This is a genomic window from Streptomyces bambusae, assembly GCF_019400985.1.
GTDB classification, from domain to species: domain Bacteria; phylum Actinomycetota; class Actinomycetes; order Streptomycetales; family Streptomycetaceae; genus Streptomyces; species Streptomyces bambusae_A.
In genome coordinates, this window is record NZ_WTFF01000015.1 from 22877 (window position 1) to 49752 (window position 26876).

A 26876-nucleotide genomic window follows, 5' to 3' on the forward strand; every position below is an offset into this window, starting at 1 on the left:
GTGGGGCCCGGGTGCCGCCCACTCGTTTTCACCGTCTGCGACCATGTGTCCATGCGCGCGCGTTACGGAATCCCGCTCAAGGTCACTGCTGGACTCGCGGCGGTGGGGGCCGCAGGAGTGGCCTACGCCGCCGGCTTCGAGGCACGGTCCTTCCGGCTCCGCCGGGTCACCGTTCCCGTCCTCCCGCGCGGCATGCGCCCCCTGCGCGTCCTGCAGGTCTCGGACATCCACATGGTCAGCGGGCAGCACAAGAAGCGCGCCTGGCTCCAGTCGCTGGCCGGGCTGCGCCCCGACTTCGTCGTCAACACCGGCGACAACCTCTCCGACACGCAGGGCGTGCCCGAGCTGCTGGACGCGCTGGGCCCGCTGATGTCGTTCCCCGGCGTGTACGTCTTCGGCTCCAACGACTACTACGGGCCCCGGCTGCGCAACCCCGCCCGCTACCTGCTGGAGAAGGTCCAGGGCCGGCACGGCCTGAACGGGAACCCGCCGGTGGTCGGCGCCGTGCACAACCCGTGGGAGGACATCCGGGACGCCTTCGACGCGGCCGGCTGGGTGAACCTGACGAACACCCGCGGCCGGCTGAAGCTGCCCGACCTGGACCTCGCCTTCACGGGCCTGGACGACCCGCACATCAAGCGGGACCGCTACGAGCGGGTGGCGGGCGGCCCCGAGGCGGACGCGGACTTCTCCATGGCGATCGTGCACGCCCCGTACCTGCGGGTCCTGGAGTCCTTCACCGCCGACCGCTACCCCCTGATCCTGGCCGGCCACACCCACGGCGGCCAGCTGTGCATCCCCTTCTACGGGGCCCTGGTCACCAACTGCGACCTGGACACCGACCGGGTCAAGGGCCTGTCGACGCACGAGGCGAACGGCAACCGGGCGTACCTCCACGTCTCGGCCGGCTGCGGCACCAACCGCTACACCCCGGTCCGCTTCGCCTGCCCCCCGGAGGCCACACTGCTCACGCTGACCCCGCGGACGTGATCGTTCCCCGCCCGACGAGAACCGGATTTCGTCCTGGGCCGACGGTCCGCTAAAGTAATCGATGTCGCCAGGGCAGCACAGACTGCAAGGGCGGCGATCGGGGTGTAGCGCAGCTTGGCAGCGCGCTTCGTTCGGGACGAAGAGGTCGTGGGTTCAAATCCCGCCACCCCGACTGTGTAGTAGCAGGTCAGAGCCAGTACCTCACGTGAGGTACTGGCTCTTCCTCGTTCTGCGTGTCTAACTGCGTGACTACGGCTTTGGATCTTCCTTGAAGATGCCGTCCATCACCGTCGCCCCCGTCTGGATCACGGGCCGGATCTGCTTCCGGTAGACCGCCTCAGTGACAGCTGTCCCCGAATGGCCGACCAACCGGGAGATCTCTTCGAGCGGCACTCCCTTGTCGGAGAGCAGCGACACGAAGCTGTGCCGTAGCTCACGCGGGGTCCACTCCTTTGCGTCGATCCCTTCAGCGTCGGCGATGGCTTGCCGGAAGGCCCGCCGCACGTTGGTGGAGTCCAGCTCGGTCCCAACGGCGGACGAGAAGACCAACCCCTTCTCCGTCCACTGATCGCCAGCGGCCAGCCGGTCCCATCCCTGATCTTCGAAGTGCTGCCAGAGGGCATCCACACAGCGGGCGGGCAAAGCGATGGTCCGGCGGGACTTCTTGGTCTTGGTGTCCCCGGTAGACCGCACCGACCTCCACACAGCGATGTGGGGCGGCACAGGCGGATCAGCCTCGGGGTCCCCCTTCAGGAAGACGTGATCCCAGGTGAGGGCACGCAGCTCCTCCGTACGCGCCCCGGTGAGCAGAGCAAGCACGATGTACGCGTAGGCGGAGGTCCCCTCGGCGGCCTTGAGCACGGCTCCGGCCTGGGCCAGGTTGAGCGCCTTCGACGGCCGGCCGGGCTGCCCGGTCGGGATGGAGCACAGCTCCACGATGTTCCGCTTCACCTTGTCGCGAACCATGGCGCGCTTCACCGCGCGGTTCAAGCACGAGTGGATGGCTTGCAGGGTGCGGGTACTGAGCGTCTTGGACTTGTCCACCAGCCACTTGTCGACGTCCTCGCCACTCAGCTCACGCAGCTTGCGGGCGCCCAGGGCGGGGATGACGTGGGTCCGGCTGAGCGAAGTACAGGTGGCCACGGTGTTCGTGTCCCGTCCGGCGAGCCCGTACATGAGCCAATCGTTCACCGCGTTCTCCACCGTGTAGTTGGTGGGCGCGACGGCCAGCCCGTCCTCGTGGTCCCGGAGCACCTGCTTGAGCTTGGTCTTGGCTTCGGTCTTGGTCTTGCCACTCCCCCGCCGGACGATGCGCTTCCCGCTGGCGTCGAAGCCGAGGTGCGCGGTGGCAATCCATCGCTGTCGCTTCTCGTCCCAGTGAAGACCGCCGTCTCCCCTACTCCGGCGCTTGGTCACTGCTGAGCCCCCGCTTCGGACTCCAGCAGCTGGACGTACTCCGAGATGGCAGCTGCGGGCACGAGGCGCGTGCGCCCTTCTTTGACCGTCCGCAGTCGGCCCGTGCGAATCAAGCCGTAGATGACGCTACGGCTGATCCCCAAGACCCGCGTGGCGTCGGCAACGCGGTAGAGCACCGGCACCACAAGCCCGGTCCTGCCGTGGTCCATCACTGTCATCGTGCCCCCTCAAGGTCTTCGGTCAGGTCGGCGAGTGCTTCGCGGGCGGTGTCGCGGTTGGTCTTGATGTCGCAGGCGATGCTGGCGGCGAGCCAGGACTCGCCGGGGGTGTGGCCGTGTCCGGCGTAGGTCCAGTGGGCGATCACGAGCGTGGAGCCCTCCTCAGAGTCGTCCGGGTCGGGCAGGCCCCGTTCGCGTCGCTCCTGGGCGGCGCGGTAGTCGGCGCGGGTCTGCCGCAGGGCGCCCAGGGTGGTGGAGTACTGGCGGGACTTGGTGGAGAAGTGGCCCCGGAAGCCGAGCATGTGAGACCAGCGCGCCAGCATCCGGTCCGGGTAGGCGCCGTCCAGGGCCCAGCAGGCTTCGATCAAGCGCCGGGTGTGCGGGGGCAGGGTGAGCTTGTCCAGCTCGGCAAGTTCTCCGATGCGGCGGTCGGCGGTGCCGGTGGTCTCTGCGGCCTTGGTGGCGTACTTGGCGACGTAGGAGGCCACCGCCTGTTCGGTCAGCTCCTCATGCCCGAGCCCGCCGATGGGCTGCACGTCGATCTGCGTCCCCCACGTCAGCGTGCGGGCGGGGAAGTCACCCGCGGCGGGCAGCGTGACGGCGACTCGGCCAGCAGCGGCCCGGATCGCGTCATCGAGCAGTCCGACCGACGCCCACGACGGCGGAGCGGTGTCGGGGCCGTCGGGTCCGTCGAGGCGGACGACCGCATGGAAGTGGACCGCCCCGCGCTTTTGGAACTCGGCGACCTTGCCGAAGGAGACGCGGCAGGACTCCTTCAGCGCGACTTGGGTGATCCCGGCCCGGGCGGCGATCTCCCGCCGCAGGTAGATCGTGAACCGCTGCCACAGCTGCCCGGCGTGGTTGTTCCACAGCACCGCACCGGCGTAGTCGTACCGGCCAGGGTCCAGGGCGGTGCCGAGCACGGGGTCCTGCTCGGGATGCTGGGCGCCGCAGCGGCAGGAGCCGGAGGAGGGCCGGTTGTGGACCGGGCCGAAGGACGGAGCCGTCAGCGTGGCGAACACCCTCGGGTGGTCCCGGACTGTGGCCGGGATGTCCTTGCGTTCATCCCCGATGATCCCCGCCCTGATCAGGTGGTAGGTGTCCCCCGCGTACGTCCAGGCACAGGACGGGCACCGGGAGGCCCGGCGGTTGCCACACGCGACTCGTAACCGGCCACCGGGCTCACCAGCGGTCGAGTACGAGTAGAGAACGTCCCCGGTCCGGCGGTCGCGGGTGACCGTGGACCCGGACAGGTGGATCGGGTCCGAACAGCCACCGGTTCGGCGGATCTGCTCCTGCCAGCGATCGAACCCGGGGGTGGAGGCGACCCGCAGGAGGTCAGCCAAGGTCAGCGGGTCAGTCCCCACAGCCGCCGCCATGGGTGCGACGGCGGCCGGGGGAACGGGGAACGAGGTCACGCGGCCACCGCCACGGAAGTCACCGGGGCGCCGGTCTCCCAGACGAACGGCACCGCCACCGGGCACGGCTCACCAGTCCGGTGCACCAGGACACCGACACCGTCACGCTTGGCCCAGTCGGCACCGCAGGCAGCGCCGCAGGCCTGACAGGAAGAGGGGATGATCTCCGCATCGTCCTTGCGGGACAGCGGAGCCGACAGCGGACGGGGGCGCGAAACGACCAGCTTCACGGGCATGATGGGAGCTCCCTTCGAGGGACCGGGGGCGGCGATCTGCTTGGCGGTAGGGCGTCGCCCCCGACACGTCCATATTGGGTGTCTTAGGTGTCACAGTACAGCCTGGAAGTGCTGCGTCAAGAGTCTTGGGTGACCTAGGACAGATTCGGCGATACCCTCGCTCCATGACGCTGAGCGCTGAGGACCCCCGGCCCGCTTCTCGACAGGTGGCGGACGCCATCCGAGCCGAGATCCTTTCGGGAGCCCTGGCGCCGGGAGCCAAGGTGCCGTCCGTGCGTGACCTGGCGAAGCAGTACTCCGTAGCTGTCATGACGGCACAGAGCGCGGTAGAGATCCTCCGTGGAGACGGGCTGATCTACACGAGTCCGGGCAGAGGCAGCTTCGTCCGCGACCAGGTCGAGGCTCCCAGCGAGGCCGCACCTTCAGCCGAGTTCATCGCTCTCACCCAGCGACTCAGCGAACTCAGTTCGACGGTCGAGAGTCTCGCGGAACGACTCGCCCAGCTCGAAGAGCAGTCGAAGGCTCAGGGCCCAGCCTGACCGCAACCCGGTCCACGTCTCGGGAGAGGTCTTGGACCCGGGCCGTGATTTCAGCCAACTGGTTCAGGACTTCTGCCAGTTCATCCGATGTGAGGGCCACCGAAGTGCCTCCGCTCCTGTAGCTTCCGATCCAGCACGGAGAGCACACCGCAGGTCAGGGCAATGACTACAGCCTGAGAGCCGATCACTCACAGCTCACTCACAGGCACAGTCACACGGGGAGTCGGGATGGCAAGCGAAGGTCACACGGCAGAAGCGTTCATCGCGGACTTGAAGCGTTGGCGCGACGTGCGGGGCATGTCCCAGTCAGCGCTGGCGAAGCAGGTGGGTTACACCCCTTCCTACGTCTCCAAGGTCGAAGGCGGACAGCAGCGCCCCAGCCAGGCCTTCGCGGAGCAAGCCGACCGGGCGCTTTCGGCGGGCGGTGCCTTACGGCGAGCCTTTGCCGAGCTGGAGGCGAACGGCCGGCCGGAGCCCGCCATCCCGCACCAGCACGCACCCGATCAGCCCGGACCCGAGTCTCAGACACACAGCCTGATCGTGAAGCACGATGACGCGGAGCTGTACTACGACGGCCGGACGTACCGAGCCACTCAGCGCCGACAGATCTACAACGCCAGCCCCAACCCGGTTACGCAGTACCTGATCCGGATCTCAGTGGATCGCCACCCGGGAAGCCCTGAGCGGTCGAACCAGCTCTACCGTGAGAACCCGCTCACCTGGGAAGAGATCGGTCTCAATGCCCAGGTCGGGAACGAGCCGGTCGGATGGCGCGTCCAGCATGACCGCGACGCCTTCAAGGAGCTGTGGCTCCTGTTCGAGAACGAGTACGGGCGATACCCGCTGTACCCCGGTGAGACGACCTGGATCGAGTACTCATACACGGTCGGCGACGAGAAGTGGGGAACGTGGTTTCAGCGAGCAGTCCGACTTCCCACTGAGCGGCTCAGCGTCCGCCTGAACTTCCCGGCGGAGCTTGACCCTGCGGTGTGGGGCACCGAGACGACGATGACCGCCGCTGCCTTCCCCTTCCGCACAGCGATCCGCCAGGAGGCGGCCGACGATCGACGGATCTTCTCCTGGAGCACCGATGACCCGCCGCTTCACGCCCGATACCGGCTGGAGTGGAAGTTCCGAGCCCGCAGCAACCAGGAAGAGAGCAGTCCGGCCATGCCCCAGAGCGCCAGCGAGAAGATGCGATCCATCGGCATCGTCCAGGCTGGAGACCCGATCCTGACCGGGCAGGCCCGGCCGTTCGATCTGCCGACGGAGGCCGAAGACGCGCGGCGGGTGGTGGCCGAGCTGAACTCGGCAGCGGAACGAGCCGCAGGCATCCACTTGTTCAGCAAGGGCATGGGGTGCGCGGCACCGCAGATCGGGATCGACCGAGCAGCCGCGATCGTCCGGACGCCGGACGGGGAGACCATCACTCTTCTCAACCCTCGGGTGATCGAGGAGTCGGCGGAGGCGGACGAGCAGTACGAAGGGTGCTGGAGCTTCTTCGACGTGCGCGGAAAGGTCCCCAGGCCGTTGAGCATCACGGTCGAGCACACGGACATCAGCGGCGAGCAGCGCATTACGATCTTTGAGCACGGGGTCGCCCGTCTCGTCGCCCACGAGATCGACCACGTCGACGGCATCCTGTACACCGCTCGCATGCGCCCAGGAGTGGACCCGATCTCCGTCTCCGAGTACCGAGGGACCGGCCGTACTTGGAGCTACGACTCCAGCGGCCCGAAGGCCTGACCAGCAGGGCTGTTACAGGTTTCTCTACCTCATCAAGGCACCCGCCGCGCACGGCGCGGCGCGCGCGGCCCGTCGCCCGGGCCTGCGCTCCTGTCTGCGCCCCGCTCCGGCCCGGGCGCCGGCCGCACGCCGTAGAGACCGGCGAAGGGTTGATGGGTGGCGAACCCTCAGCAGCTGAGATCTTCTGGGCCGTGGCTGTACCAACGCGGCCGGAGCCCTGTCATCGAGGCGGGCCACGGTCCCACTCGATGCGCTGCGGCGTGTACGCCGCCGCCTGCGGGCCAGTCCGTGTGAACTGCGGGCTTCCCCATGCCCGCAATCGAGCCGCGGCCCGAGCAGACGTCCAGGTCAGAACGATGCCTCCGGCGGGGGCGCTCCGGCTCCGGGATGCACGGGGCCGTCGTGCGGGTGCAGGTGGGTTTGTGGTGCGGGTGGGGAGCTGTCATCCCGTCTGCCGTCAACCCAGGGCAAGCCATAGCAGACCAGGCTCCTGGGGCCCAGGTCGTTCGTCCAGCAGGGCGCTCCACCTGGGCCCCAGGAGCCTGCCCCGCTATCACTCCGTGTGGGTCGACGGCAGACGGGATGACAGCAGGGGCGCGCTGTGGCTGCGGCAGCCGGACGTCGCCTGCACAAAGAGGCAGTCGCCGAACGACGGCGGCAGTAGCCTGCGGACACCCGATCTACATGCGCAAGGAGCCCCTGTGGAAGTTCTCAGTTCTCGCATCGCGATCAGATTTGCACCGGGTCTACACCAGCTACCCCGCGAGGCCTGGACTTTGTCCCTGATAGAGATCGAGGTACCGGTTGAAGGGATCAAGGAGGACCTCACTGCCCTCACGACTCTCGACGGCAAGCACGACTTCCCTGTGTCCAACTCGCTGTCGGTACGGACCCGGGAGACGAACTGGGGAGCATCCGGTTCCTTTGGGGAGTTCATCCTTGACCTGTCGAACGAGGCCCTAGGCGGCGCGTCCGGGGTGGGGATCGTCGCGGGCATTGGGTACCTCGTTGCCAAAGTCAAGGGCCGTATCCGGGACACGTTCCCCAGCCAACCGATCGATCGCGCACAGGCTGCCGAGCTAGTCCGCACACACATCGAACTGCACTACGCCGAACCGAGTGCAGTCCTCACGGAGGTTGCGTCGTCCACCGCCTTGGACACTGGCATCCACGAATTCACCTTCAAGAGCCCATCCGGCCGTGAGTACGGCGGAACGGCAGGCGAGATTGCCGGGGCCCCTACCTGCACGAAGGTTTGGTGCAGGTCGGAGACATAACTGTCGAGCGACAGCACTCGCCTGCGTGTCTAACTGCGCTACAACCGCACCGCACACGGCCGGACGAGCACGGACTCCTATGGACTGTCACCGCAGGTCAGAGGGCATCCGAGGCCAGGTAGCGAGACCCACGGGAATGCTTCGGGACGAAGAGGTCGTGGGTTCAAATCCCGCCACCCCGACTTCGTAAGACCAGGTCAGGGGCCTGATCCACTCAGTGGATCAGGCCCCTGAGTGGTTTCCGGAGATCGTTGGGGAGAAATCCGGGAGAAGATCTTGGTCGGCTTCTCCCAGTACGTGTTTGCCGAACCGGTGCGGCGCGCCTCGCCTGCGGAGGCGCACAGCTGCACCTTCGCGAACTCCAGCCGCCGATTCGACCCCCGACCGAGGAAAGCTCGTGGATCACGCCTTGACCACCACCGACGACGCCAACGACGCCCCCTCGGAGCCGGCGTGGCGCCCCTGCGCGGTCTGCGGTACGGCGATGGAGTCCTGGCGCCCGCGGAGTCAGAAGTACTGCTCTGATCCATGCCGCGCAGCCGCCGCCAAGAAGCAGCGGACCGATCGTCCGAAGGACGCGCCGAGGACATGCCGTCCCAAGCCGACGATGACGCCGGGGACCCCGCCCGTGCCCGACCCTGCCCGGACCCGCGAGGTGCCTGGCGATCCGTACTGGGGCCCCATCCTCGCTGCCGCCGATCGTGCCACCGGCGGTGAGCCCTGCCGGGTCTGCGCCGAACCCATTGCCGCAAGGACGCCGTGGTCGTACCGGGACCGCCACGTGTGTTCCCACCGATGCAACGAGACACTCAAGCGCCGCACAGCGGCCAGGATCCGACGCGGCGAGATCGATCTCCACTCCATCCCTGGCGTGGGGACCCGTGGCGCCGCAGATGAGGAACAGCGCGCTCACTTCGGTCAGGAGCGCCAGCCGCATGTCTTCCGGACCCGAAGCGCCGAAGCTGACTCCCCCTACGAGTTCTACGGTCTGGGCCCGCTGCCGGGAGATGTCATCGAGCGGCATGGCTCGGTCACGACGTACGCCACCGCTGCCTCCCTGGGCGCAGACTGGCTCGTGGACCTGGTGCGGTCCAATTCCCAAGAGGACGCGGAGCCGGTCCTCGCGATCCACGAGCAGACCGGCGCACTCCTCGCCTACACGGGCCGCACCCTGTGGTGGACCAGCGTGCCGGGCCAGGAGCACTCGCTCGTCCAGCAGCAGTCGTTCCGGGATGACGACGGGAGGCAGTGGACGTGGCAGAACGAGATCATCCGCGACGTGGACGAGAACGGTAAGACCTACGACTGGGAAGCCTGGGTCTGCGTAGCCTAGCCCACTCCGACCCTTTGGACGCCTGCCTACTCCGCCCGCTCCGAGAAGCAGCGGCGCTCCACCCGTGCCCGTAACAGCTACCAAGCCCGCATGCGCGGTTACGGCGTCCTCGACGCCACCGCCGCACAGGTGGATCCACTCGACATATACGAGCGCGACCAGTGGGCCTGCCAGCTGTGCCACAAGGCGATCGACCCGGCCGCCGAATGGCCCGATCCGTGGTCGGCGACCCTCGACCACATCAAGCCGGTCTCGCAGGCTGGCGAACACACGGCAGAGAACCTCCAGGCCTCCCACTGGGTCTGCAACATCCGCAAGGGAGACGCCTGGGGGCCAGGGGACCGCGAGATCAGCGAGGGATGATCAAGTCAGTCAACTGCCCTGGAGTCGGGACCTTCCCCCGGTTGATCACGATCGCGGCACCGATCACAACCACCGGGAGGAGAGCAACGAGAGCTGCCTCGGGAAGACCCGCCAGCGAGGCTCCTGCCAGGGCGAGAACGACTGCCGATCCCACCGACGCAAGCCGCAGTCGTTCATGAGGTACGCGGACATCGCCACGGCGCGACCGGGGGGCCAGCCATATGACGCTCTCCGCTGCTTTGAGTGAGATTCGGGGCACGCCATCACCCGGCGGTCCGGTTTGCCAGTGCCTCTGCGCGTGTGCGCATTGCACGGCGGCGACAACCAAGACCACGACCGGCCAGCACCTCAGATAGTCGACGCCTCGCGTCTTCCTCTCAGCCCGTTCGCGTTGCCGGCGCCGAAACGGCAGCCAGGAGCGGGAACCGGTCAAGATGACACAACGGGGAATAGCTCCGTTCTGCGGATGCGTGCGCTTTCACCTGGGGTGATGTCGATCCGCCAGATGAAGGTTCTCGCCACGTTGTCGACCGTCCTGGTGGCGCGTCTGCAACTTTCGCTGACTGATCCAATCGTTCGTGGGCAGGATGGGCCCCCGAAGAGCAGGGGGTCTCGGGGGAGGTGGCCTATGTCCCTGTTGCCTTGGCGTGCCTTTGTGCAGAGCGCTTCACCCCGCAATATCGCCGCCGAGCCAGGTCACGCCGAAGCGGTTCCGGGTGTTCCGCTCCTGAAAAGTCCTGACAAGACCCCTCAGGTCAATGGCCACCAAGCCCTGCGCACGACGTACGCGAGGCGCGACGAGCCGCCTCCCACGAACGCGGCCACACGCATGCTCGCGGGAACCATGCACGGGCGCGTGAGCCGTATCGGCCAGGCACGCGACCTCATGGGCCAATGGCAGGACCGAGTACGAGGCCGCAAGGAACGGGACATCCGGCACCTCGGACCGCTCGCCGGCGAAGAACTCGTTCGGTGGACGCTGGACAACGTGCTCAACGCACGCAGACGCCCCGCCCCCTCATTCGGCTTCAGTCTTCCACTCGTCCTGACGCACAGCGTCGCCGCCCGTCGGCAGCTGCGATTCCGCGGTGCTGTGATCGTAGGAATGGTGGGTCTGGTGACCGTGCGCCACCCGTTGGGCGCGATGGCACTGGTGGTGCTGGCACTGCTCCGCCACTACCTCCTCACGGCGGGTCTCCTCCGTGCCCTGGTGCGCTGGGGCTTCAGCTCCATCGTTCCCCTGCTGCTCGTGATCGCCGGAGGATATATGGCCTGGTCACGACTGCGTCCCCACACTCCGGTCCTGGCGTTCGCGGTGCAGGATTCCGTCGCCGGCGCCGTGTGGATGACGCTCCTGCTCACGATCGCCTACACGGTGGACCGGTGGACCTGCCTCGCCTACCTGGCCTCCTTGGGCCCCTGGCACCGAACCCCGGCAGCCCGGCCGCGTCTGGCCCCACGAGCCTCGGCCCGGATCGCTGAATGCGAGGTGAGCCAGAGGTGGCAGAGCATCCCGTACCGGAAGGAAGACGGGATCAACCGCTTCGTCGGCGCCGGCCTCGATGCCTGGCGCGCCACCGGACCGCGCATCCAGCTCACCGCAGCCCGTCGTGCCGAGGATGAAGAGGGCGACGCGCGCAGCAGCGCAAGATCCGTACCCCAGCCACGGCCACCCGCTGATGCCGACTCGTGGTGGGACGAGGAGCCGGTCGCTATCCGCAAGTTCGAGGCCGACGAGTTGCTCGACAAGGTCCGTGACGAGCTGGAGCGCCTCAGCGGGGTCCTTGTGGAGACCCACTCACTGCCTCACTGCGACATCTTCGAAACTCTCGCAGTTCCGCAGTCCAGGTGGAAGAAACTTCCGCGCAGGCCCGGCCGCAAGGCCGCCACCCAGGCGAATTTGCTCGATGACACCTGGCCGGAAGCTCAGGAAATGATCGAAGAAGGCGGGAGGGCTCCCTCAGGCCACCACTCGCGTCGCTATCTGGCAGCGCAGGTCGTCGACTGGAAGGGAGACATCGTCGTCACAGTCTTCGCCCACGCCGCACTGGAGGGCAAGACGCTCCACTTCGTAACCCGGCCACACGTTTTGGCTCCCGTCAAGGACGAGGCCCGCGCCGAGTCCGCCACGGGACGGGAGCTGGTCGAGAAGATCCTGCTCACCCCTGTACACGCGCTCGGCGACACCGCAGCCCTGGCGCGCCGGTCCCACGCCGCCCTTATCCGTGGCTTGGATATGGTCGTAGGCGGCTTGCTCGGGCGCTCGGCGCAGCAACAGGTAGCAGCAGTTCTCGACAAGACGGAGCAGAAGGACATCGGCGAGCCGGTCAGCCTCCGTGAGTACTGCGCCCTCGACGAGCCGGAGGACATGCACCAGGTCGAAGACGCGGCCCGGCACATCTCGATCCTCCAGTCGCGCATGTTCAGTACTGTCAGTGCCTTCCTCGACGACCACGGCGTCTACACCGGCGACTTCAGACGCCAAGCGCAGGAAGTCGTCGCCAAGATCTTCATCAATGGCGACCACAATCAGGTCAACACCGGAACCATGCACGGCGGTCAGACGCAGACCACCCAGAACGACAGCGCACCGACGAAGGGTTGATCATGAGCATCTGGCGAGCGCGTGAGACGAGCGGTGGCATTCACATCGCAGGAAGCGGCAACCAGGTCAACACCGGTCGGATCGGCGGGAACCAGCAGCAATCGTACGTCGGCGCCGGTCAGGACACCACCAGCCTGCAGGCTGCCCTGGCCAGGCTCGCGGAACTCGAAGCGGCCCTGGAGGAGCACGCCGCAGAGCTGAGCAACACCGATCTGGCACGCCGCACGGCCGGGCGTATCGGCGAGGAGCTGAACAGTGCCCAACCCGACCAGCGCCGCATCAGGGACAACCTCGAAGACCTCGGACTCGCCATCGGGTCAGCGGCGGCCGTCGTCACCGTACTGCAGGGCCTCAACGCCGCGGTCGCCGCACTGCTCGGATGACACCCGAAGTGGCCGTCCCGATGCGAGCCGACTGATGGTGGGCCCACGTCCAGACGGTCCCAATAGTGCTTCTCCTCGGCCAAGATGAAGAGGCCGACCATACGATCTCTCCAGGATGCGTGCGAAACACAGTCGATCGGGGGGCGATGAATCCGCAGCTGTTGGAGACAGTCGAGGCGCGAAGTCCGCTACGGGCAGGGTGGCCTGGTTGGACTCCCTGCTGGGAGCCATCGGGGAGCCGACCAGCTCCCCGAGCTGCCCGGAGGAGCCCTGTTGGTCTTTCGCTGGCGAACGCAACCGGAGGACCACATCCTGGCGTGTCCCCAGGTAACCCTGGAGAGAGGACTACGGCCTTGACCGCGCCGACCGCCCCTGCGGCCTCGCCTACCCTTCCGTTATCGCCGACAGTCACATCCCAGCCCGGCTACCGTGACCGCGTCCGGACTCGCTACGCCGCAGCCGCCGAGGAACGCATCGAGAAAGCACAGGCCGCTGCTGTTGAGCTGGGGTGCACCGGCCCCGTGCCGTGGGGCGACATCCGGGCCGTCTACACCCGGCCACCCCGCTCGCCCTGGAAGTCGTACACGACCGTAGTCGGCGGCATCGTGACCAACGCGTTCGGGGTTGCGATGGTTCTCGGGTTCGGGGTCGTGATGCTGCTGGGCGCCGGGCTGGCCATCGACAAGGAGAATCGGGCCGAGGCTGCAACCAAGACTGCTCCTCCTGCGCAGAGAGCAGCTGCGGTCGCAGCGGCGCACAGTGGACTCACGCACCAGGAGAAGAAGGACCTGGCATTTTTCGGCATCGCCGTTGTGGGCGGTGCCTTTCTGACGTCGAGCTGGCGTGGCATCAACGATCGCCGGAACAAGATGGGGAAGGGATACGCCAAAGAAGGCGAAGAGGTCGTGACCGAAGCCCTTGAGGTGCTGCCGGCACTCGCCGCTGTGGTGGGAGCCCCAGTCGGGAGACCGCGTGCAGAAGCGCTCGCCCTCGTCCACGAGAAGGCCTCGGCGCTGATGACCGCCGTGACGGACAGCTCGAAGTGGGCAGCCGGAATCCCCAGGTATGCGGGCGACCGGGGCCGTCTCAAGGAGCACGGTCAGAAGGTCCGGACAGCGTTCGCCGACAAGCTCGGCGGTCTGGTCGAAGATCGGGAAGCCACCGCGCGTGCCCTCGGCGCCATGGCGTTGAGTGTGGCCACGCGGCAGGCCCAGTCCGCGTACGGGGCGCTGCTGAACGCGGATGCACTGCCGGCGGAGCCGGGACCGGAGGTGCCGGACCTCCGCGGAGTGCGGAAGGTCTTCGTCGGCGCGGGCATCGCCGCACTTGGTGTGTTCATGGCCGGGACTATGGGCGGAGCGGACCTGATGGCCGCCATCCCGCTCGCGCTGGCGGTCTTCGGCCTCGGCTCGTTCCTCGGCGCCCTGTTCACCGGGAAGCTCCACGCGATCGGCCAGGCGTATGCCGCCTTCAAACAGAACGGCAGCGGAGCTCCGTAGCCAGGCTCCCGCCTCCTCCAGCGGAGGGCTGGGTCGGCCGGCGTACCGGGGCTGGGAGAAGAAGTTCTCCCAGAGACCCTGCGAGACCGCTCCAGACCCATCTACTCCAACGCCCTGACCTGCGAAAATACCATTCACGCTGATGCGGATCTTGGTTTGACGTTCTTCGGGACGAAGAGGTCGTGGGTTCAAATCCCGCCACCCCGACAGAGAAACACCAGGCGAGAGCCGGTGCAGGGAAACCTGCACCGGCTGCTCGACTACTCCGAGAAGGAGCAGCCTTTGGGTTCCGGCGAGGCAGGGCCGGGGCGGGTGTGGGTGGTTAGGGTGATGCGCGGTGCTGTGGAGGCCGTGTAGTTGTGGGAGGTGACGGGTGGGGGTTGGTGAGGTCCTGGCGATACGGGTGCCGGTTGGGGAGGGGGCGGGTCGGTGGAGCAGTCGGGGCACGGCTCGTCGGGTGCTGTTCGTGGTGCACAACGTCACCTCCGCCGGGCGCCTTCTGGACGTGCTGCCCCTGTTCCATGACGACTTCCGGGTGCAACTGCTCGTCACCTCGACGGAGTCGTCGGTGTTCCAGGGCGGTATTCGTGAGCTGTTCGCGGAGTTGGGCCTGCCCGTGTTGCCGTGGGAACAGGCGCTCTCGACACCTGTGGACCTTGCCGTTTCTGCCAGTTTTGGCGGACAACTGCATCGGCTGCATGGCAAGTTGAGTGTTTTGTCGCATGGGGTCGGATATACTAAAAGGCTGGCAAAAGGGACAAGGGACAAGGGACAAGGGACAAGGGACAAGGGACAAGGGAGTCCGGAGGCTACGTTTGGGCTGTCGGGCGAGTGGTTGCTGGTGGGCGGGGAGCCGTTTGTGGACGGGCTCGTGCTGTCTCACCCGGAGCAGTTGGAGCGGCTGCGCCGCGTGTGCCCCGAGGCCGAGGGTGCGGCCGTGCTCGGCGGGGATCCCTGTTTCGACCGGATGCTGGCCGCCCGCGCGTACCGTGGACGGTTCCGGCGCGCACTGGGGGTGCGTCGGGGACAGCGGCTCGTCGTACTGAACTCCACCTGGAACCCTGAGGGGTTCTTCGGGAACGGGGGTGGGCAGGACGTCCTGCCGAGTCTGCTTCCGCGGCTCACCGCCGAGTTGCCGGCCGACGACTACCGGCTGGCAGCCGTTCTGCACCCGAACATCTGGTACGGACACGGTCCGGGTCAGGTCCGTGCCTGGCTGGACCAGGCCCGCCGTAGCGGGCTGACCTTGATCGACCCCGTCCACGCGTGGCGGCAGGCCCTGCTCGCGGCGGACCTCGTCCTCGGGGACTTCGGCGCCGTCTCCTACTACGCCGCGGCCCTGGGCATCCCCGTACTGCTGGCCGCCGCCGCGCACGACAGGCTCGACCCCGAGGCGCCGCTCGCAGCGTTCGTCCGGGAGGCGCCGCGGCTCGATCCGCAGGGGCCGTTGCGGGAGCAGGTGGAGAAGGCGCTGGCCGATCACCGCCCGCTCGCCGGTCCGGCCGAGTTCACCACCTCGGCTCCGGGTGCCTCGGCCGCCCTGCTGCGGCAGCACTTCTACGCCCTGATGGACCTCCCCGAGCCCGCGGCCCCGGCCCTGCTGGAACCGCTGCCGCTGCCGCCGTACGATCCCCCGCGGCGAACGGCCCCGCTGCACGTGCGTACGCGGGTCCGCGGGTCGGACGTCGACATCGAGCGCTCGACACGGCATGCGTACGACAGCGGCGGCGATACCCGCCTCACCCACGTCACCCACCTCGCCGTGCACGAGGACACCCGGGACCCCGGCAGCCTGGAACTGGCCGATGTGATCACGCGCGAGGGGCTGCCGGACGACCCTCGCCTGGGCGGTCCGGAGCTGTGGACCGCGGAGGTCCTGCGCCGGCATCCGCACTGTTCGGTCGCCGTATATGTGACCGGGTTGGGGACTTGTACCCTCCGGACCAGGCGTCGTGGTCTGTTCCGGCTGTCCCCGGGAGTTGGGGTGGGCGCCGACGCCGACGCCGACGCCGATCCCGCGGCGTACGCATCGTCGCTGTATGCGTGGCTGGCGGCCGGCGGCAGCGTGCCTCCCGGCGGGACCACGCTGCGGATGCACACAGCCGGTGGTGTGCACCCGATGGCGGTGGAACCTGTCCCCATGGAACCCGCCGCGGTCGGACCCGTCGCGGGCGAAGCTGTCGCTACCGGGTGGCCTCGCAGCGCAGTCGCAGGGCGGCCAGGTACCGCAGGTGCGGGGCCGCTGCCGGGGTGAGCAGGCGCTCCGCCTCGGTGATCTTTGTCAGCGCCCCGTCGTTCTCGCCCATGTCGTGGAGTGTCTCGGCGAGATCCGTGAGGGTGCGGGCCCGGTTGTACGCCTCGCCCTGCTGCGCGAAGAAGTCCGCCGCGGTCTCCAGCAGGCGGCGTGACTCCGCCAGCCGGCCCGTGCCGCGCAGGGCACGTCCCTGGTGGCGCTGCGACAGGGCGAGGGCGCGCGGCAGGTCGTCCGCGCCTTCCTGGCCGGGGGAGATCCGCCGGTAGAGGTTTTCGGCGTCGACGAACCGCTCGTACGCCGCCTCGTACAGCCACCGGTGCAGGTTCAGCAGGCCCAGCAGTTCCACGGACGAGGCCTCACCCCGTACGTGTCCGGCCGCGCGCTCGCACGCCACGGCGGCCTGCGCCGCCCGGTCGGCCTCTTCCCAGCGGCCCAGTTCGCCCAGGCAGTGGCCGAGCTGGAAGTGCAGTCCGCCGGCCGTGCGGGAATCCGGCTGATTCTCGTCGGCGCACCGGGCCGCGACGCGGAGGGCGGGCAGCACCTCGTCCCAGTACCCGGCCTTCAGCTGGAGCGGCCACAGTGCGCGGCCCAGGCGCAGTGCCGTGGTGGTGTGCTGGTACTCCTCGGCCACGGACACCGCCCGGACCAGGTTCCCCACCTCGGCCGCCAGCACCGCGACGCCCTCCGCCTCGTCCCGGAACGCCTCCCCTTCCGCAGGTGCCGGCTCGGTCCGCCAGCTCTGCGGCAGGGCGGCGTGGGCGGCGTGCAGCGCCCGGTTCAGCAGGGCGCCGAGGGTCCGGGCGACGGCCGCCGAGCACTCGGGGATCCCGTGCTCCGGGCCGGCGGTGTCCGCCAGATGGCGGCGTACCTCGGGCCGGAACCGGTAGCGGCCGTCGGAGAGGGGCTCCAGCAGCTGGGCGTCGGCCGCTTCGGCCAGCATCCGGGCGGCCTCCTCCTCGGTGACGTCCGCGGCGGCCCCGGCGAGGTGGGCACTGACGGACGGCCAGCCGCCCAGAGCCGTCAGCCGGCACAGCCGCGCCGTCTCCGGCCGCAGGCGGCGGCAGGCCTCCTGTGCCGTACCGCGTACGGGGTCTACGGCGTCTACGGGGTCTACGAGGTCCACGAGGCGTAGGGGATGGCTCCCCGATGCGTCGGGCGCCGGGGCCGGGGCCGCCGCTGCCTCCGCCAGTAGGCGCGTCGCCGCGGCCTTCAGGGCGTAGGCGTTGCCCCCGCAGCGGTCGAGCAGCGCCGGCATCTGCCGCTTGGCGCGCGCGAACTGCTCCTGCCCGGCGACCTTCCTCACCATCTTCAGCGCGTACCGGTCGCTCAGCGCAGGCACGGCTACGCGTTCTGCCTCCAGCAGGAAGGGCGGGCCCGACACGACCACCAGGAGGAAGACGTGCGGTGTGGCCGGAACGAGGGCGCGGACCTGCGCGACCGAGGACGCGTGGTCGATCACCACCAGCGCCCTGCGGCCGGCGGTGAGCCTGCGGTAGAGCTGTTCGCGGCCCGACTCGGTGGGCGGGACCTGATCGGGCTCGACGCCCATCTGCCGCAGCAGGCGTAGCAGGACGGCTGCCGGAGCCGGTCCGTTCTCCCCGGAGGCGTCGCGGAGGTCGACGTAGAACTGTCCGTCGGGGAAGTGGGCGTGGCACACGGCGCCCAGGTGGAGGGCCACCGCGGTGGTGCCGATCCCCGGCCGGCCGTGGAGCAGTGCGACGCGCGGCCGCCCGGCATAGGGGCGGGTGGCCTCCCGCTTCAACTGCCTCAGGACGCTCTGGCGGTTGGTGAAGTCCCGGGTCGCCGGCGGCAGTCCGGTCCCGGAGGACAGAGAGGACGGGGCCAACAAGGAGGACAGGGCTGTCGCGTGCTCCGGAAGGCTGCGTACGAGGGCCGCCCACTCGCTCGCCTGCTGCGGGTCGTGCGCCAGGCGCGCGTGCATCTGACCCGCCAGGGCCTCCCAGCCCTCCGCCCGGGTGGGCGCCGGCGTCTCGCGCCCCATGGTCCTGCGCGCCAGCGCGCCGGTCGACAGCAGCAGCTGCTTGCCCATCTCGCCTGCCGCGCCGTTCCCCACGGCGGCGAGGAACGCCGTGAGTGCGCTGAGCGCCACGATCTCCAGCACGTCGGCCCCCTCCCCTGGTCCCCGAACCGGTGGTCCCCGAACCGGCCCTGGGCCGGACCTTACCCCCGGGGCAGCGGCTCACGTGTTCATTCCGGCCCCGGCCCCGTCGTCAACTCTCGTGACCGGTGCGGCTAGCGGGTGGCGCGGGTGGCGCGGCCGCCCCTGGAGACGATGGTGGTGAGGTTCATGCGCTTGCTGTAGCGGTACGTCATCAGCGGGCTGCCGCTGACCAGCTCCTTGTACAGGACCGCGGTACGGCCGGTCAGGCGCAGGCCGCGCGGGGTGAAGTCGGCCTTGGTGAACTGGATGACGGCGTCGCGCCGGCCGAGGCTGAGCGGCTGGTGGAAGTAGCCGAAGCGGAACGGCTTCACGGACTTGCCGCGTACCAGCCGGGCGATGGTGTCGGCGGTGTACTGGGCGGTCGGCAGCCCGCTCTGGCAGGAGCCGTGGAGCTGCCCGAAGTCCATGCGGACGGCGGCGGCGTCGCCGACGGCGTGGATCTGGGGGTGGGACACCGACCGGAGCGTGTCGTCGACCAGGATCAGACCGCGGTCGTCGGTGGCGATCCCGGCGTCGGCGGCGAGCGGCGACACCCTGACACCGGCGGTCCACAGGCAGGCGTCGGAGCGGATGGTCCGGCCGTCGGCGAGCTCGACGGCGCCGGGCAGCACCTTCGCGACCCGGGCGCCGGTCTCGACGGTGATGCCGAGGCGGTCCAGCGCGCGGTGCAGGTACGCGCGGGCCTTTTCGCCCATCATCGAGCCGGGCTCCTCCGTGCTGACCAGGGTGACGTCGAGGCCCGGGTGGGCCTCCGCGATCTCGGTGGCGGCTTCGATGCCGGTCAGGCCGCCGCCGCAGACGGTGACCGTGCCGCCGGCCGCGGCGACCTCGGTCAGCCGCGCGGCGAACCGGCCGGCGGTCTCCGGGCTGTTGAGGGTGTACGCGTGGGTGTCGGCGCCGGGGACCGTGCCGGTGTCGGTCGAGCTGCCCAGCGCGTAGACGAGCGTGTCGTACGCGAGGGTGCCGGCGCCGTCGAGGGACCCGGCGCCGTCGACGGTGATGCGCCGGGCCTCGGGGTCGATGGCGGTGACGGTGCCCTGGACGAACGTGACGCCGGTACCGGCGAGCAGCTCGGGGATCCGGTGCTCGGCCAGCTTCTGCCCGGCGGCGATCTGGTGCATCCGCAGCCGCTCGACGAACCGGCTCGACGGGTTGACCAGGGTGATCCTCACGCCGGTCCGGCGCGTGCGGTGGGCCAGTCGGACGGCGCTGAACATACCCGTGTAGCCGGCGCCGAGAACGACGATGTGGCGGCTGTCGGTCATTTCGATCTCCCTGGTGCGAGCGGGTGAGCAGGTGAGCGGGCGGGCATCGGCTTCGGTGCCGGTGACGGCCATGGGACAAGCGGCCTCCCCCGGACGTGACAGGTCCCCGGCGTGACCCAGGTCACCTCCGCCGGGTGTCACGTCCTGGCGGGCCCGTCTGTCCCATGACCGTCACCGGGACGACGGACGACGAACGACGAACGACGGACGCGCTCGGGACGACCGACAACGGACACGACGAGACGACGAGCCGACAGGAGGCACGGCGATGAAGGTTCTGCTGGCGGGTGCGAGTGGTGCGCTGGGCGGGAGGATCGTGCGGGAGCTGACCGCGGCCGGGCACGAGGTGGCCGGGCTCGGGCGGGGTGCGCGGAACGTGTTGCGCGCCGATCTGCTGGACCGGGAAGCGGTGCTGCGCGCCGTCGACGGGCGCGGCTTCGACGCCGTCGTGCACGCGGCGACCGCGCTGCAGGGCAAGTCGCTGATGCGCCACCAGGACATGGCACCCACCGACCTCCTGCGCACCGAGGGCACCGCCAACCTGCTCGCGGCGGCCCGGGAGACCGGCGCGCGGCGGTTCGTCGCGGAGTCGATGGTGTTCGGCTACGGCTACGGGGACCACGGCGACGCCGAGCTGACCGAGGCGGACGCCCGGTTCGGCCCGCGGAGCGCCGACCCGTGGCTGGAGCGGCACGTCGGGGCGCTGCGGACCAAGGAGGAGCTGACGTTCGGCGCGGACGGCATCGAGGGGGTGAGCCTGCGGTTCGGCCTGTTCTACGGCGCCGGCTCCACCGACACCACCATCCTGCCGATGCTGCGCCGGCGCGTGCTGCCGGTGGTGCCGGACAAGGGGCGGGCTCTGGCCTGGGTCGACATCGAGGACGCGGCGCGCGCCGTCCGCCTCGCGCTGACCACGCCCGGCGCGGCCGGCCAGGCGTACAACATCGTGGACGACACCCCGATCGGCTTCGGCTCGCACGTGCGGGCGGTTGCCGAGGCGTTCGCCACGCCGGCCCCGATGACCGTACCGCTGTGGCTGCTCAAGCCCGCCCCGCTCGCGTACGCCATCATGTCGACCAACCTGCGGCTGGCGGGCGGCAAGGCCCGGCGCGAGCTCGGCTGGGTGCCCGTGCACGCGGGGTGCGCCACCGCGCTGCGCGCCCTGGCCGACCGGCCGGCCCTTGCCGGGGCCGACGCGCCGCTGGCAGCCTGACGCCTCATGATCGAATCGACGACCGCCCGGCAGTCCGACGTGCCGGCCGACCCCTTCACCCAGCACCGGCGGCTGCTGTTCGCCACCGCCTACCGGATGCTCGGCAGCGTCGCCGACGCCGAGGACGTCCTGCAGGACGCCTGGCTCACCTGGTCCGGGGCCGACCGGTCGCAGGTCTCGAACCCGCGGGCCTACCTGGTCCGTACGGTCACCAACCTCTCCATCAACCGCCTGACCTCCGCCCGGGCCACCCGCGAGTCCTACGTCGGCCCGTGGCTGCCCGAGCCCTGGCTCACCAGCCCCGACATCGCCGAGGAGGCAGAGTTGGCCGACAGCGTCTCCATGGCGATGCTGGTGGTCCTCGAAACGCTCGGCCCGGTCGAGCGGGCGGTCTTCCTGCTGCGCGAGGTCTTCGGCTACTCGCACGCCGAGATCGCCGAGACCCTGGAGCGGCCCGAGGCGACGATCCGCCAGATCGCCCACCGCGCCCGCTCGCACGTCCAGGCCCGCCGCCCGCGCTACGACACCGACGCGGCGCAGCGGCAGCAGGTCACCGAACGTTTCCTGGCCGCCTGCGCGGGCGGTGACCTGGGCGCCGTCATGGCGCTGCTCGCCCCCGACGTCACCTGCTGGTCCGACGGCGGCGGCAAGGTCACCGCGGCCCGCCGCCCCCTGCACGGGCTGGATCCGGTCGCCCGCTGGATCATGGGCGTGCTCGCCAAGCCGGAGCTGGCGGGCATGACCCTGGAGTCCGCCGAGATCAACGGCGAGCAGTCCGTCCTGTTCGCCCTGGGCGGCCGGCCCGTCGGCGCGCTCTGCTTCGACCTGGTCGACGGCCGCATCCAGCACCTGCGCTTCCAGGTCAACCCCGACAAGCTCGGCGGCCTCACCCCCGACCACTGACACCGTCCTCACACGCAGGAAGGGCCTGATCCCCGGTGCGGATCAGGCCCTTCCTGCGCCTCCGGCCACCTGACAGCCGTCGGCGGCCGCTGTCAGGGGGCCGGCCCGCGCTGTCAGGGTGCTGGCCGCGCGCTGTCAGGCGGGCCCGGCATCGTCACGGTCATCGAGAACGACGGGGACCTGACGAGGAGATGTTGAACATGGCGTACGCGATCCGGGCCGAGGGCCTGGTCAAGAAGTACGGCGACTTCACCGCCCTGGCAGGCGTCGACCTGGAGGTCCCGGCCGGCAAGGTCGTCGGTGTCCTGGGCCCCAACGGCGCCGGCAAGACCACCACCGTGCGCATCCTGGCCACGCTGATGCGCCCCGACGGCGGCCACGCCACCATCGGCGGCCACGACATCGTCAAGGACCCGGTCAGGGTCCGCCGGCTGATCGGGCTGACCGGCCAGTACGCGTCCGTGGACGAGACCCTGTCCGGCGCGGAGAACCTGGTGCTCATCGGGCGGCTGCTCGGCCTGTCCCGGCGCGACGCGAAGGCGCGGGCCGCCGAGCTCCTGGAGAACTTCTCCCTCGCCGAGGCTGCCCGCAAGCCCATCGCCACCTTCTCCGGCGGTATGCGGCGGCGGCTGGACCTGGCCGCCTCGCTGGTCGGCCGGCCCCGGGTGCTCTTCCTCGACGAGCCCACCACCGGCCTGGACCCACACGCCCGGCAGGAGGTCTGGGACGTCGTACGGCAGCTGGTCGCCGACGGTTCCACGGCGCTGCTCACCACCCAGTACCTGGAGGAGGCCGACCAGCTCGCCGACTCCATCACCGTCTTCGACAAGGGCCGCAAGGTCGCCGAAGGCCGGCCCGGTGAGCTCAAGCGCCGCATCGGCGGCCAGATCCTCCAGGTCCGGCCCACCCTGGCCGCCGATGTTCCGGTGGTCGCCGGGATGCTCGCCGAGCTGACCGGGCACGCCGCCGCCCAGGACTCCGGCGTCCTGACCGTGCCGGCCGACGACGCGCTGATCGTCGCCGCGCTCGCCCGCCGCCTGGACAGCGTGGGCATCAGCGCCGACGAACTCGGCCTGCGGCTGCCCAGCCTCGACGAGGTCTTCCTCGCCCTGACCGGGCACGCGCCCGCCGTCACCGGTGACCAGCCCGTCGCCGCCTGAGCCCCGAACCCTTCCCGGCCCCCTCCCCCGGCCGGCCCTTCCCCGTTCCGCCCGGACTTCCCCGTTCCGCGCAGACTTCCCCCAGAGGACACCGACATGAGCACCCAGACCCTCCACGCCCATCCCCACGCCCAGCTCCCCGGCCGCATCGGCCTCGCGCAGACCGTCCGGCACAGCCTGGCTCTCGCCGGCCGCGGCGTCACCAAGTTCATGAAGTCGCCGATCCAGCTGGTCGACGTGATCCTCACCCCGATCATCAGCCTGCTGATGTTCGTCTACCTCTTCGGGGAGGCCATGTCCGGCGGCGACACCGACGGCTACCTGCAGCTCGTCACCCCGGGCGTCATGGTCATGGCCGTCTTCCAGGCCAGCGTCGGGATTGGTGCCTCGCTCTGCGCGGATGCCAGTACCGGAATCTTCGACCGGTTCCGCAGCATGCCGATCGCCCGCTCCAGCCCGCTGATCGGCGCCGTCCTCGCCGACATCGTCCGCTACGTCGTCTGCCTGGGTACCCTGGCCGTCCTCGCCCTGGCCATGGGCTACCGCGTCGAAACGGGCCCGGTCGCCACGCTCGCCGCCCTCGCCCTGCTCATCGGCTTCGCCCTCAGCTTCTCCTGGATGTCGGTCTACCTCGGCATGCTGATCAAGAACCCGGCCTCCGTGCAGGGCCTGATGACCATCCTGATCCTGCCGCTCACCTTCGCCAGCAACGTCTTCGTCCCCCGCGACGACATGGCCGGCTGGCTCCAGGCCTGGTCCGACGTCAACCCCGTCTCCCTGGTGGCCGACGCGGTCCGCGGCCTGCTGAACGGCGGCCCGGTCGCCGGCTCCCTGGCCGGCACCTTCGCCTGGATGGCCGGGGTGCTCGTGGTCTTCTTCCCGCTGGCCATGCGCGCCTACCGCAAGAACGCCGGCTGATCCCGGCGGTGACGAGCCCGGCCGGGCGGGGTCCGCACCCACGGGGGTGGAGCGGACCCCGCCCGGCCGTCCGTATGACCGCTCGCGGCCGTCCGTATGACCGCTCGCGGCCTCAGGTCCGCGGCGCCGCCCGCAGGGTCTCCGCCTCCAGCCACCGCAGCGCGTCCTCGCGGGAGTACGCGGCCCCCTCCTCGTACGCCGTGGTGAAGCCCTCCTCGCCCAGCGTCGCCACGATGCGGTCGATCAGCTCGCGCCACTCCGGCTCGCCCCGATCGAAGGCGCCGCGCATCACCTGGCTCATGCCGAGCGACCTGGCGCCCTCCTCGGGCGCGCCCTCCAACGTCCGTAGTGAGCCGAGCAGTTCGGCCACCCAGGCGAGCGCGGCCCCCGCTCCCTGGCCGAACAGGGCGCCGGCCGCCTCCGGCAGCAGGGCCCTGGCCCGGGCCGCGTCGCCCTCGGCGAGACGGTTCTCCACGCGGGTGCTGACGACCAGGTCGCGGGCCAGTCCGCTGAGGGAGGGGCGCCGGGCGCTCAGCGCCTCCAGGCGGTCGAGGGTCGCGTCGGACTGCGCCAGGTCACCGGCCCTGCGGTGCACATTGGCCAGGCCCACGAGGATGTTGGCCTCCAGACGCAGCTGTCCGCGTTCGCGGGCCTGCCGGTGCGCGGCGTGCAGATCGCGGAAGGCGCCTTCCAGGTCGCCGCTGCGCCGGCGTTCACGGGCGAGCCGGGCCTTGCTGAGGTAGAGGTAGTCCTCGGTGCCGAGTTCGGAGCTGAGTGCCACGGTCCGCTCGAAGGTGGCGATGGCCTGGGGGTACTCGCCGCGCAGGGAGTGGTCGCGGCCGATCGGGAACAGGCTCATCACCAGCCCCCAGCGGTCGCCGACCTCCTCGAAGCCGCGCAGGGCCGCGAGCCGGGACCCGGCGCCGGTGACCAGGTCGCCCTCCTCGGTGAGGGCGAAGTCGCGGGCCAGGTGGGCGCTGGCCCGGACCCATGGGTCGGGCGAGTCGAGGGGGTCCTGGTCCGGGGTCGCGCCCGGTCCGCCGGCGCGTCCGGGGACCGGGACCTGGGACATCCGCAGGAGCAGCACGGCCGGGTGGAACTCGCGCGCCGTCGCCGATTCGCCCTCGGCGGCGGCCGCACGTTCACCACCCGCAGCAGCCCGTACGGAACCCCGCGCCGGTACGGGACCCCGCGCCGGTACGGAACCCCCTGCCGGTACGGAAGCCGACCCGCCCGGCCCGCCCGGCCCGCCCGGCCCGGCTGCCTCGGCCAGATACGTGTCGAGCCGGGTGCTCATCCCCCTGATCCCCCAGTACCAGAACAGCGCCCCGGCGAAGCGCGCGGCCAGGTCCGCATCCCCCGCGTCGGCCACCGAGCGCAGCGCGAGGACGAGGTTGTCGTGCTCGGCGTCGAAGACCTCGATCGCACGCAGCTGTTCGCCGGTACGCAGGCGCGGTTCGTGTTCCTCCGCGAGGGCCAGGAAGTACGCGGCGTAGCGCCGGGTCACGGCGTCGCCGGACTCGGCGGCGGCGAGCTGGCGCGCCGCGTACGCGCGGACCGTCTCCAGCATCCGGTAGCGCGGCTCGCCCGCCCCTTCGTCGGCGGTGTGGACCAGCGACTTCTCGACCAGGGCGTCCAGGACGTACGGGATGTCGGCGGCCGGGAGCGCCGGGTCGGCGCAGACCGCTTCGAGCGCGGGGACGGTCGCGCCGCCCGGGAACACCGACAGTCTGCGGGCGAGGATCCGCTCCGGCTCGTCGAGCAGGTCCCAGCTCCACTCGACGAGCGCGAGCAGGGTGCGCTGGCGGGGCAGGGCGGCGCGGCTGCCCGAGGCCAGCAGGCGGAAACGGTCGTCGAGGCGGCGCTCGATCTGCTCGACGCTCATCGAGCGGAGCTTCACCGCGGCCAGTTCGAGGGCGAGCGGCATCCCGTCGAGCCGGCGGCAGACCTCGACCACGGCGTCGAGGGTCGAGTCGTCGAGGGTGAAGTCGGGCCGGACCCCGGTGGCCCGGTCGACGAAGAGGCGGACCGCGGGCGACTGCGCGGCCTCGGCGGGCTCGGGTGATCCCGTCGGTACGTCGAGGGGGCCGAGGTGGCACAGGGACTCGCCGGTGATGGCGAGGGCCTCGCGGCTGGTGGCGAGGATCCGCAGCTCCGGGAGCTGGTCGAGGAGTTCGGCGGCGAGTTCCGCGGCCGCCTCGACCAGGTGCTCGCAGTTGTCGAGCAGGAGCAGGGCGTCGCCGCTGCCGAAGAGTGCGGCCATGCGCTCGACCGGGGTGGCCTGTTGCCCCTGGCCGGCGTCGTAGAGGCGGCCGTCGGTGGAGCTGAGGGCGCCGAGCACGGCGTCGGCCAGCTGCTCCGGTGCGCCGACACCGGCGAGCGGCACGTACCAGACCCGGCCGCGCGGGTGGGCGCGGTCCCGGGTGGCCGCTTCCAGGGAGAGCCGGGTCTTGCCCGCACCACCGGGGCCGACGATGGTGACGAGCCTGCCGCGCTCCAGCTGGCGGCCGAGCCGGCTCAGCTCGTCGTCGCGGCCGACGAAGCTGGTCAGCCTGGCCGGGAGGCGGCTCGCGGCGGCCTCGGCCCGCTCGACGGGCGTCTCCAGCTCGCCTCGCAGCAGGGCCAGGTGGATCTCCCGCAGCTCGGCCGACGGCAGGACGCCGAGCTCGTCGTCGAGCCGCTCGCGTACCGCCTCGTACACCGCGAGGGCGTCGGACTGCCGTCCGGCCGCGGACAGCGCGCGCATCCGCAGGCCGGCGACCCGCTCACTCAACGGGCGCTCGGCGCCGGCGGTTTCGAGGTCGGCGAGCACCTCGCCGTACCGGCCGAGCCGCAGCTCCGCATCGCAGCGGTCCTCGGCCGCCGCCGTCCGCAGGTCGTCGAGCCGGGCCGCGACGGGCCCGGCGAACGGGGCGTCGAGGACGTCGGCGAGCGCCGCGCCCCGCCACAGTCCGAGCG

21 protein-coding genes and 1 tRNA gene are annotated in these 26876 nt (G+C 70.3%); 15 read left to right on the forward strand and 7 right to left on the reverse strand.

All coding sequences use genetic code 11. The features are described from left to right. Window positions 1-51 precede the first annotated feature (51 nt). Together GPJ59_RS04560 and GPJ59_RS04565 are read left to right on the forward strand one after the other, a co-directional pair. Entirely contained in the window at window positions 52-990 is a 939-nt protein-coding gene (locus tag GPJ59_RS04560; protein WP_219665061.1) for a metallophosphoesterase, read from the forward strand. 98 nt (window positions 991-1088) lie between these two features. Next, a tRNA-Pro gene (locus GPJ59_RS04565) sits at window positions 1089-1162 on the forward strand. A 77-nt stretch (window positions 1163-1239) separates the two neighbouring features. Here the strand turns inward: GPJ59_RS04565 and GPJ59_RS04570 are convergent. Genes GPJ59_RS04570 through GPJ59_RS04585 form a run of 4 tightly spaced genes read right to left on the reverse strand, consistent with a single transcriptional unit; the run spans window position 1240 to window position 4278 of the window. Beyond that, window positions 1240-2406 (reverse strand): tyrosine-type recombinase/integrase, encoded by a 1167-nt coding sequence (locus tag GPJ59_RS04570; protein ID WP_219665062.1) that lies wholly within the window; start codon window positions 2404-2406, stop codon window positions 1240-1242. Then, window positions 2403-2624, reverse strand: coding sequence for a helix-turn-helix domain-containing protein (locus GPJ59_RS04575; protein ID WP_258023868.1), 222 nt, complete (start codon window positions 2622-2624; stop codon window positions 2403-2405). The genes GPJ59_RS04570 and GPJ59_RS04575 overlap by 4 nt, the downstream gene beginning before the upstream one ends. Next, window positions 2621-4003, reverse strand: a complete 1383-nt coding sequence (gene repSA / locus GPJ59_RS04580) for a replication initiator protein RepSA (RefSeq protein WP_219665080.1) — start codon at window positions 4001-4003, stop codon at window positions 2621-2623. The genes GPJ59_RS04575 and repSA overlap by 4 nt, the downstream gene beginning before the upstream one ends. A gap of 35 nt (window positions 4004-4038) precedes the next feature. Next, window positions 4039-4278, reverse strand: a complete 240-nt coding sequence (locus GPJ59_RS04585) for a hypothetical protein (protein ID WP_219665063.1) — start codon at window positions 4276-4278, stop codon at window positions 4039-4041. A 164-nt stretch (window positions 4279-4442) separates the two neighbouring features. Between GPJ59_RS04585 and GPJ59_RS04590 the strand changes: the two genes are divergently transcribed. The 9 genes from GPJ59_RS04590 to GPJ59_RS04630 all read left to right on the forward strand — a co-directional run bounded on the left by GPJ59_RS04590 (window position 4443) and on the right by GPJ59_RS04630 (window position 16277). Continuing rightward, window positions 4443-4817: a GntR family transcriptional regulator gene (locus GPJ59_RS04590; RefSeq protein WP_219665064.1), complete on the forward strand. Its 375-nt coding sequence runs from the start codon at window positions 4443-4445 to the stop codon at window positions 4815-4817. Window positions 4818-5045: 228 nt separating this feature from the next. After that, window positions 5046-6563, forward strand: coding sequence for a peptide deformylase (locus GPJ59_RS04595; RefSeq protein ID WP_219665065.1), 1518 nt, complete (start codon window positions 5046-5048; stop codon window positions 6561-6563). A gap of 701 nt (window positions 6564-7264) precedes the next feature. Then, entirely contained in the window at window positions 7265-7840 is a 576-nt protein-coding gene (locus tag GPJ59_RS04600; RefSeq protein WP_219665066.1) for a hypothetical protein, read from the forward strand. Between the two features lie 871 nt (window positions 7841-8711). Continuing rightward, window positions 8712-9173, forward strand: coding sequence for a hypothetical protein (locus tag GPJ59_RS04605; protein WP_219665067.1), 462 nt, complete (start codon window positions 8712-8714; stop codon window positions 9171-9173). Between the two features lie 90 nt (window positions 9174-9263). Then, window positions 9264-9536: an HNH endonuclease gene (locus tag GPJ59_RS04610; RefSeq protein ID WP_219665068.1), complete on the forward strand. Its 273-nt coding sequence runs from the start codon at window positions 9264-9266 to the stop codon at window positions 9534-9536. Between the two features lie 628 nt (window positions 9537-10164). Then, window positions 10165-12141 carry a hypothetical protein gene (locus GPJ59_RS04615; RefSeq protein ID WP_258023869.1) on the forward strand — a complete coding sequence of 659 codons (1977 nt, stop codon included), beginning with the start codon at window positions 10165-10167 and terminating at the stop codon, window positions 12139-12141. Between the two features lie 2 nt (window positions 12142-12143). After that, window positions 12144-12524, forward strand: coding sequence for a hypothetical protein (locus GPJ59_RS04620; RefSeq protein ID WP_219665069.1), 381 nt, complete (start codon window positions 12144-12146; stop codon window positions 12522-12524). 353 nt (window positions 12525-12877) lie between these two features. Beyond that, on the forward strand, window positions 12878-14023 hold the full coding sequence (locus GPJ59_RS04625) for a hypothetical protein (RefSeq protein WP_219665070.1): 1146 nt from the start codon (window positions 12878-12880) through the stop codon (window positions 14021-14023). A gap of 457 nt (window positions 14024-14480) precedes the next feature. Then, window positions 14481-16277, forward strand: coding sequence for a hypothetical protein (locus tag GPJ59_RS04630; protein WP_308120131.1), 1797 nt, complete (start codon window positions 14481-14483; stop codon window positions 16275-16277). Here the strand turns inward: GPJ59_RS04630 and GPJ59_RS04635 are convergent. Further along, complete coding sequence (locus tag GPJ59_RS04635) at window positions 16207-18399, reverse strand: ATP-binding protein (RefSeq protein ID WP_219665071.1); 2193 nt, start codon at window positions 18397-18399, stop codon at window positions 16207-16209. The genes GPJ59_RS04630 and GPJ59_RS04635 overlap by 71 nt on opposite strands. A 131-nt stretch (window positions 18400-18530) precedes the next feature. Then, window positions 18531-19724 (reverse strand): NAD(P)/FAD-dependent oxidoreductase, encoded by a 1194-nt coding sequence (locus tag GPJ59_RS04640; RefSeq protein WP_258023870.1) that lies wholly within the window; start codon window positions 19722-19724, stop codon window positions 18531-18533. A 268-nt stretch (window positions 19725-19992) separates the two neighbouring features. Here GPJ59_RS04640 and GPJ59_RS04645 point away from each other — a divergent pair, with 268 nt between their 5' ends. The 4 genes from GPJ59_RS04645 (at window position 19993) to GPJ59_RS04660 (ending at window position 23918) form a co-directional block, all read left to right on the forward strand. After that, entirely contained in the window at window positions 19993-20937 is a 945-nt protein-coding gene (locus GPJ59_RS04645; RefSeq protein ID WP_219665073.1) for an NAD-dependent epimerase/dehydratase family protein, read from the forward strand. Between the two features lie 6 nt (window positions 20938-20943). Then, the gene (locus tag GPJ59_RS04650) at window positions 20944-21840 is read left to right on the forward strand and encodes an RNA polymerase sigma-70 factor (RefSeq protein WP_219665074.1); all 897 of its coding nucleotides are present in this window, start codon (window positions 20944-20946) and stop codon (window positions 21838-21840) included. Window positions 21841-22040: 200 nt separating this feature from the next. Then, window positions 22041-23000: an ATP-binding cassette domain-containing protein gene (locus GPJ59_RS04655; protein WP_219665075.1), complete on the forward strand. Its 960-nt coding sequence runs from the start codon at window positions 22041-22043 to the stop codon at window positions 22998-23000. Window positions 23001-23096: 96 nt separating this feature from the next. Further along, on the forward strand, window positions 23097-23918 hold the full coding sequence (locus tag GPJ59_RS04660) for an ABC transporter permease (RefSeq protein ID WP_219665076.1): 822 nt from the start codon (window positions 23097-23099) through the stop codon (window positions 23916-23918). Window positions 23919-24030: 112 nt separating this feature from the next. Here the strand turns inward: GPJ59_RS04660 and GPJ59_RS04665 are convergent. Continuing rightward, a partial coding sequence (locus GPJ59_RS04665; RefSeq protein ID WP_219665077.1) for an ATP-binding protein occupies window positions 24031-26876 on the reverse strand: 2846 nt, incomplete at its 5' end.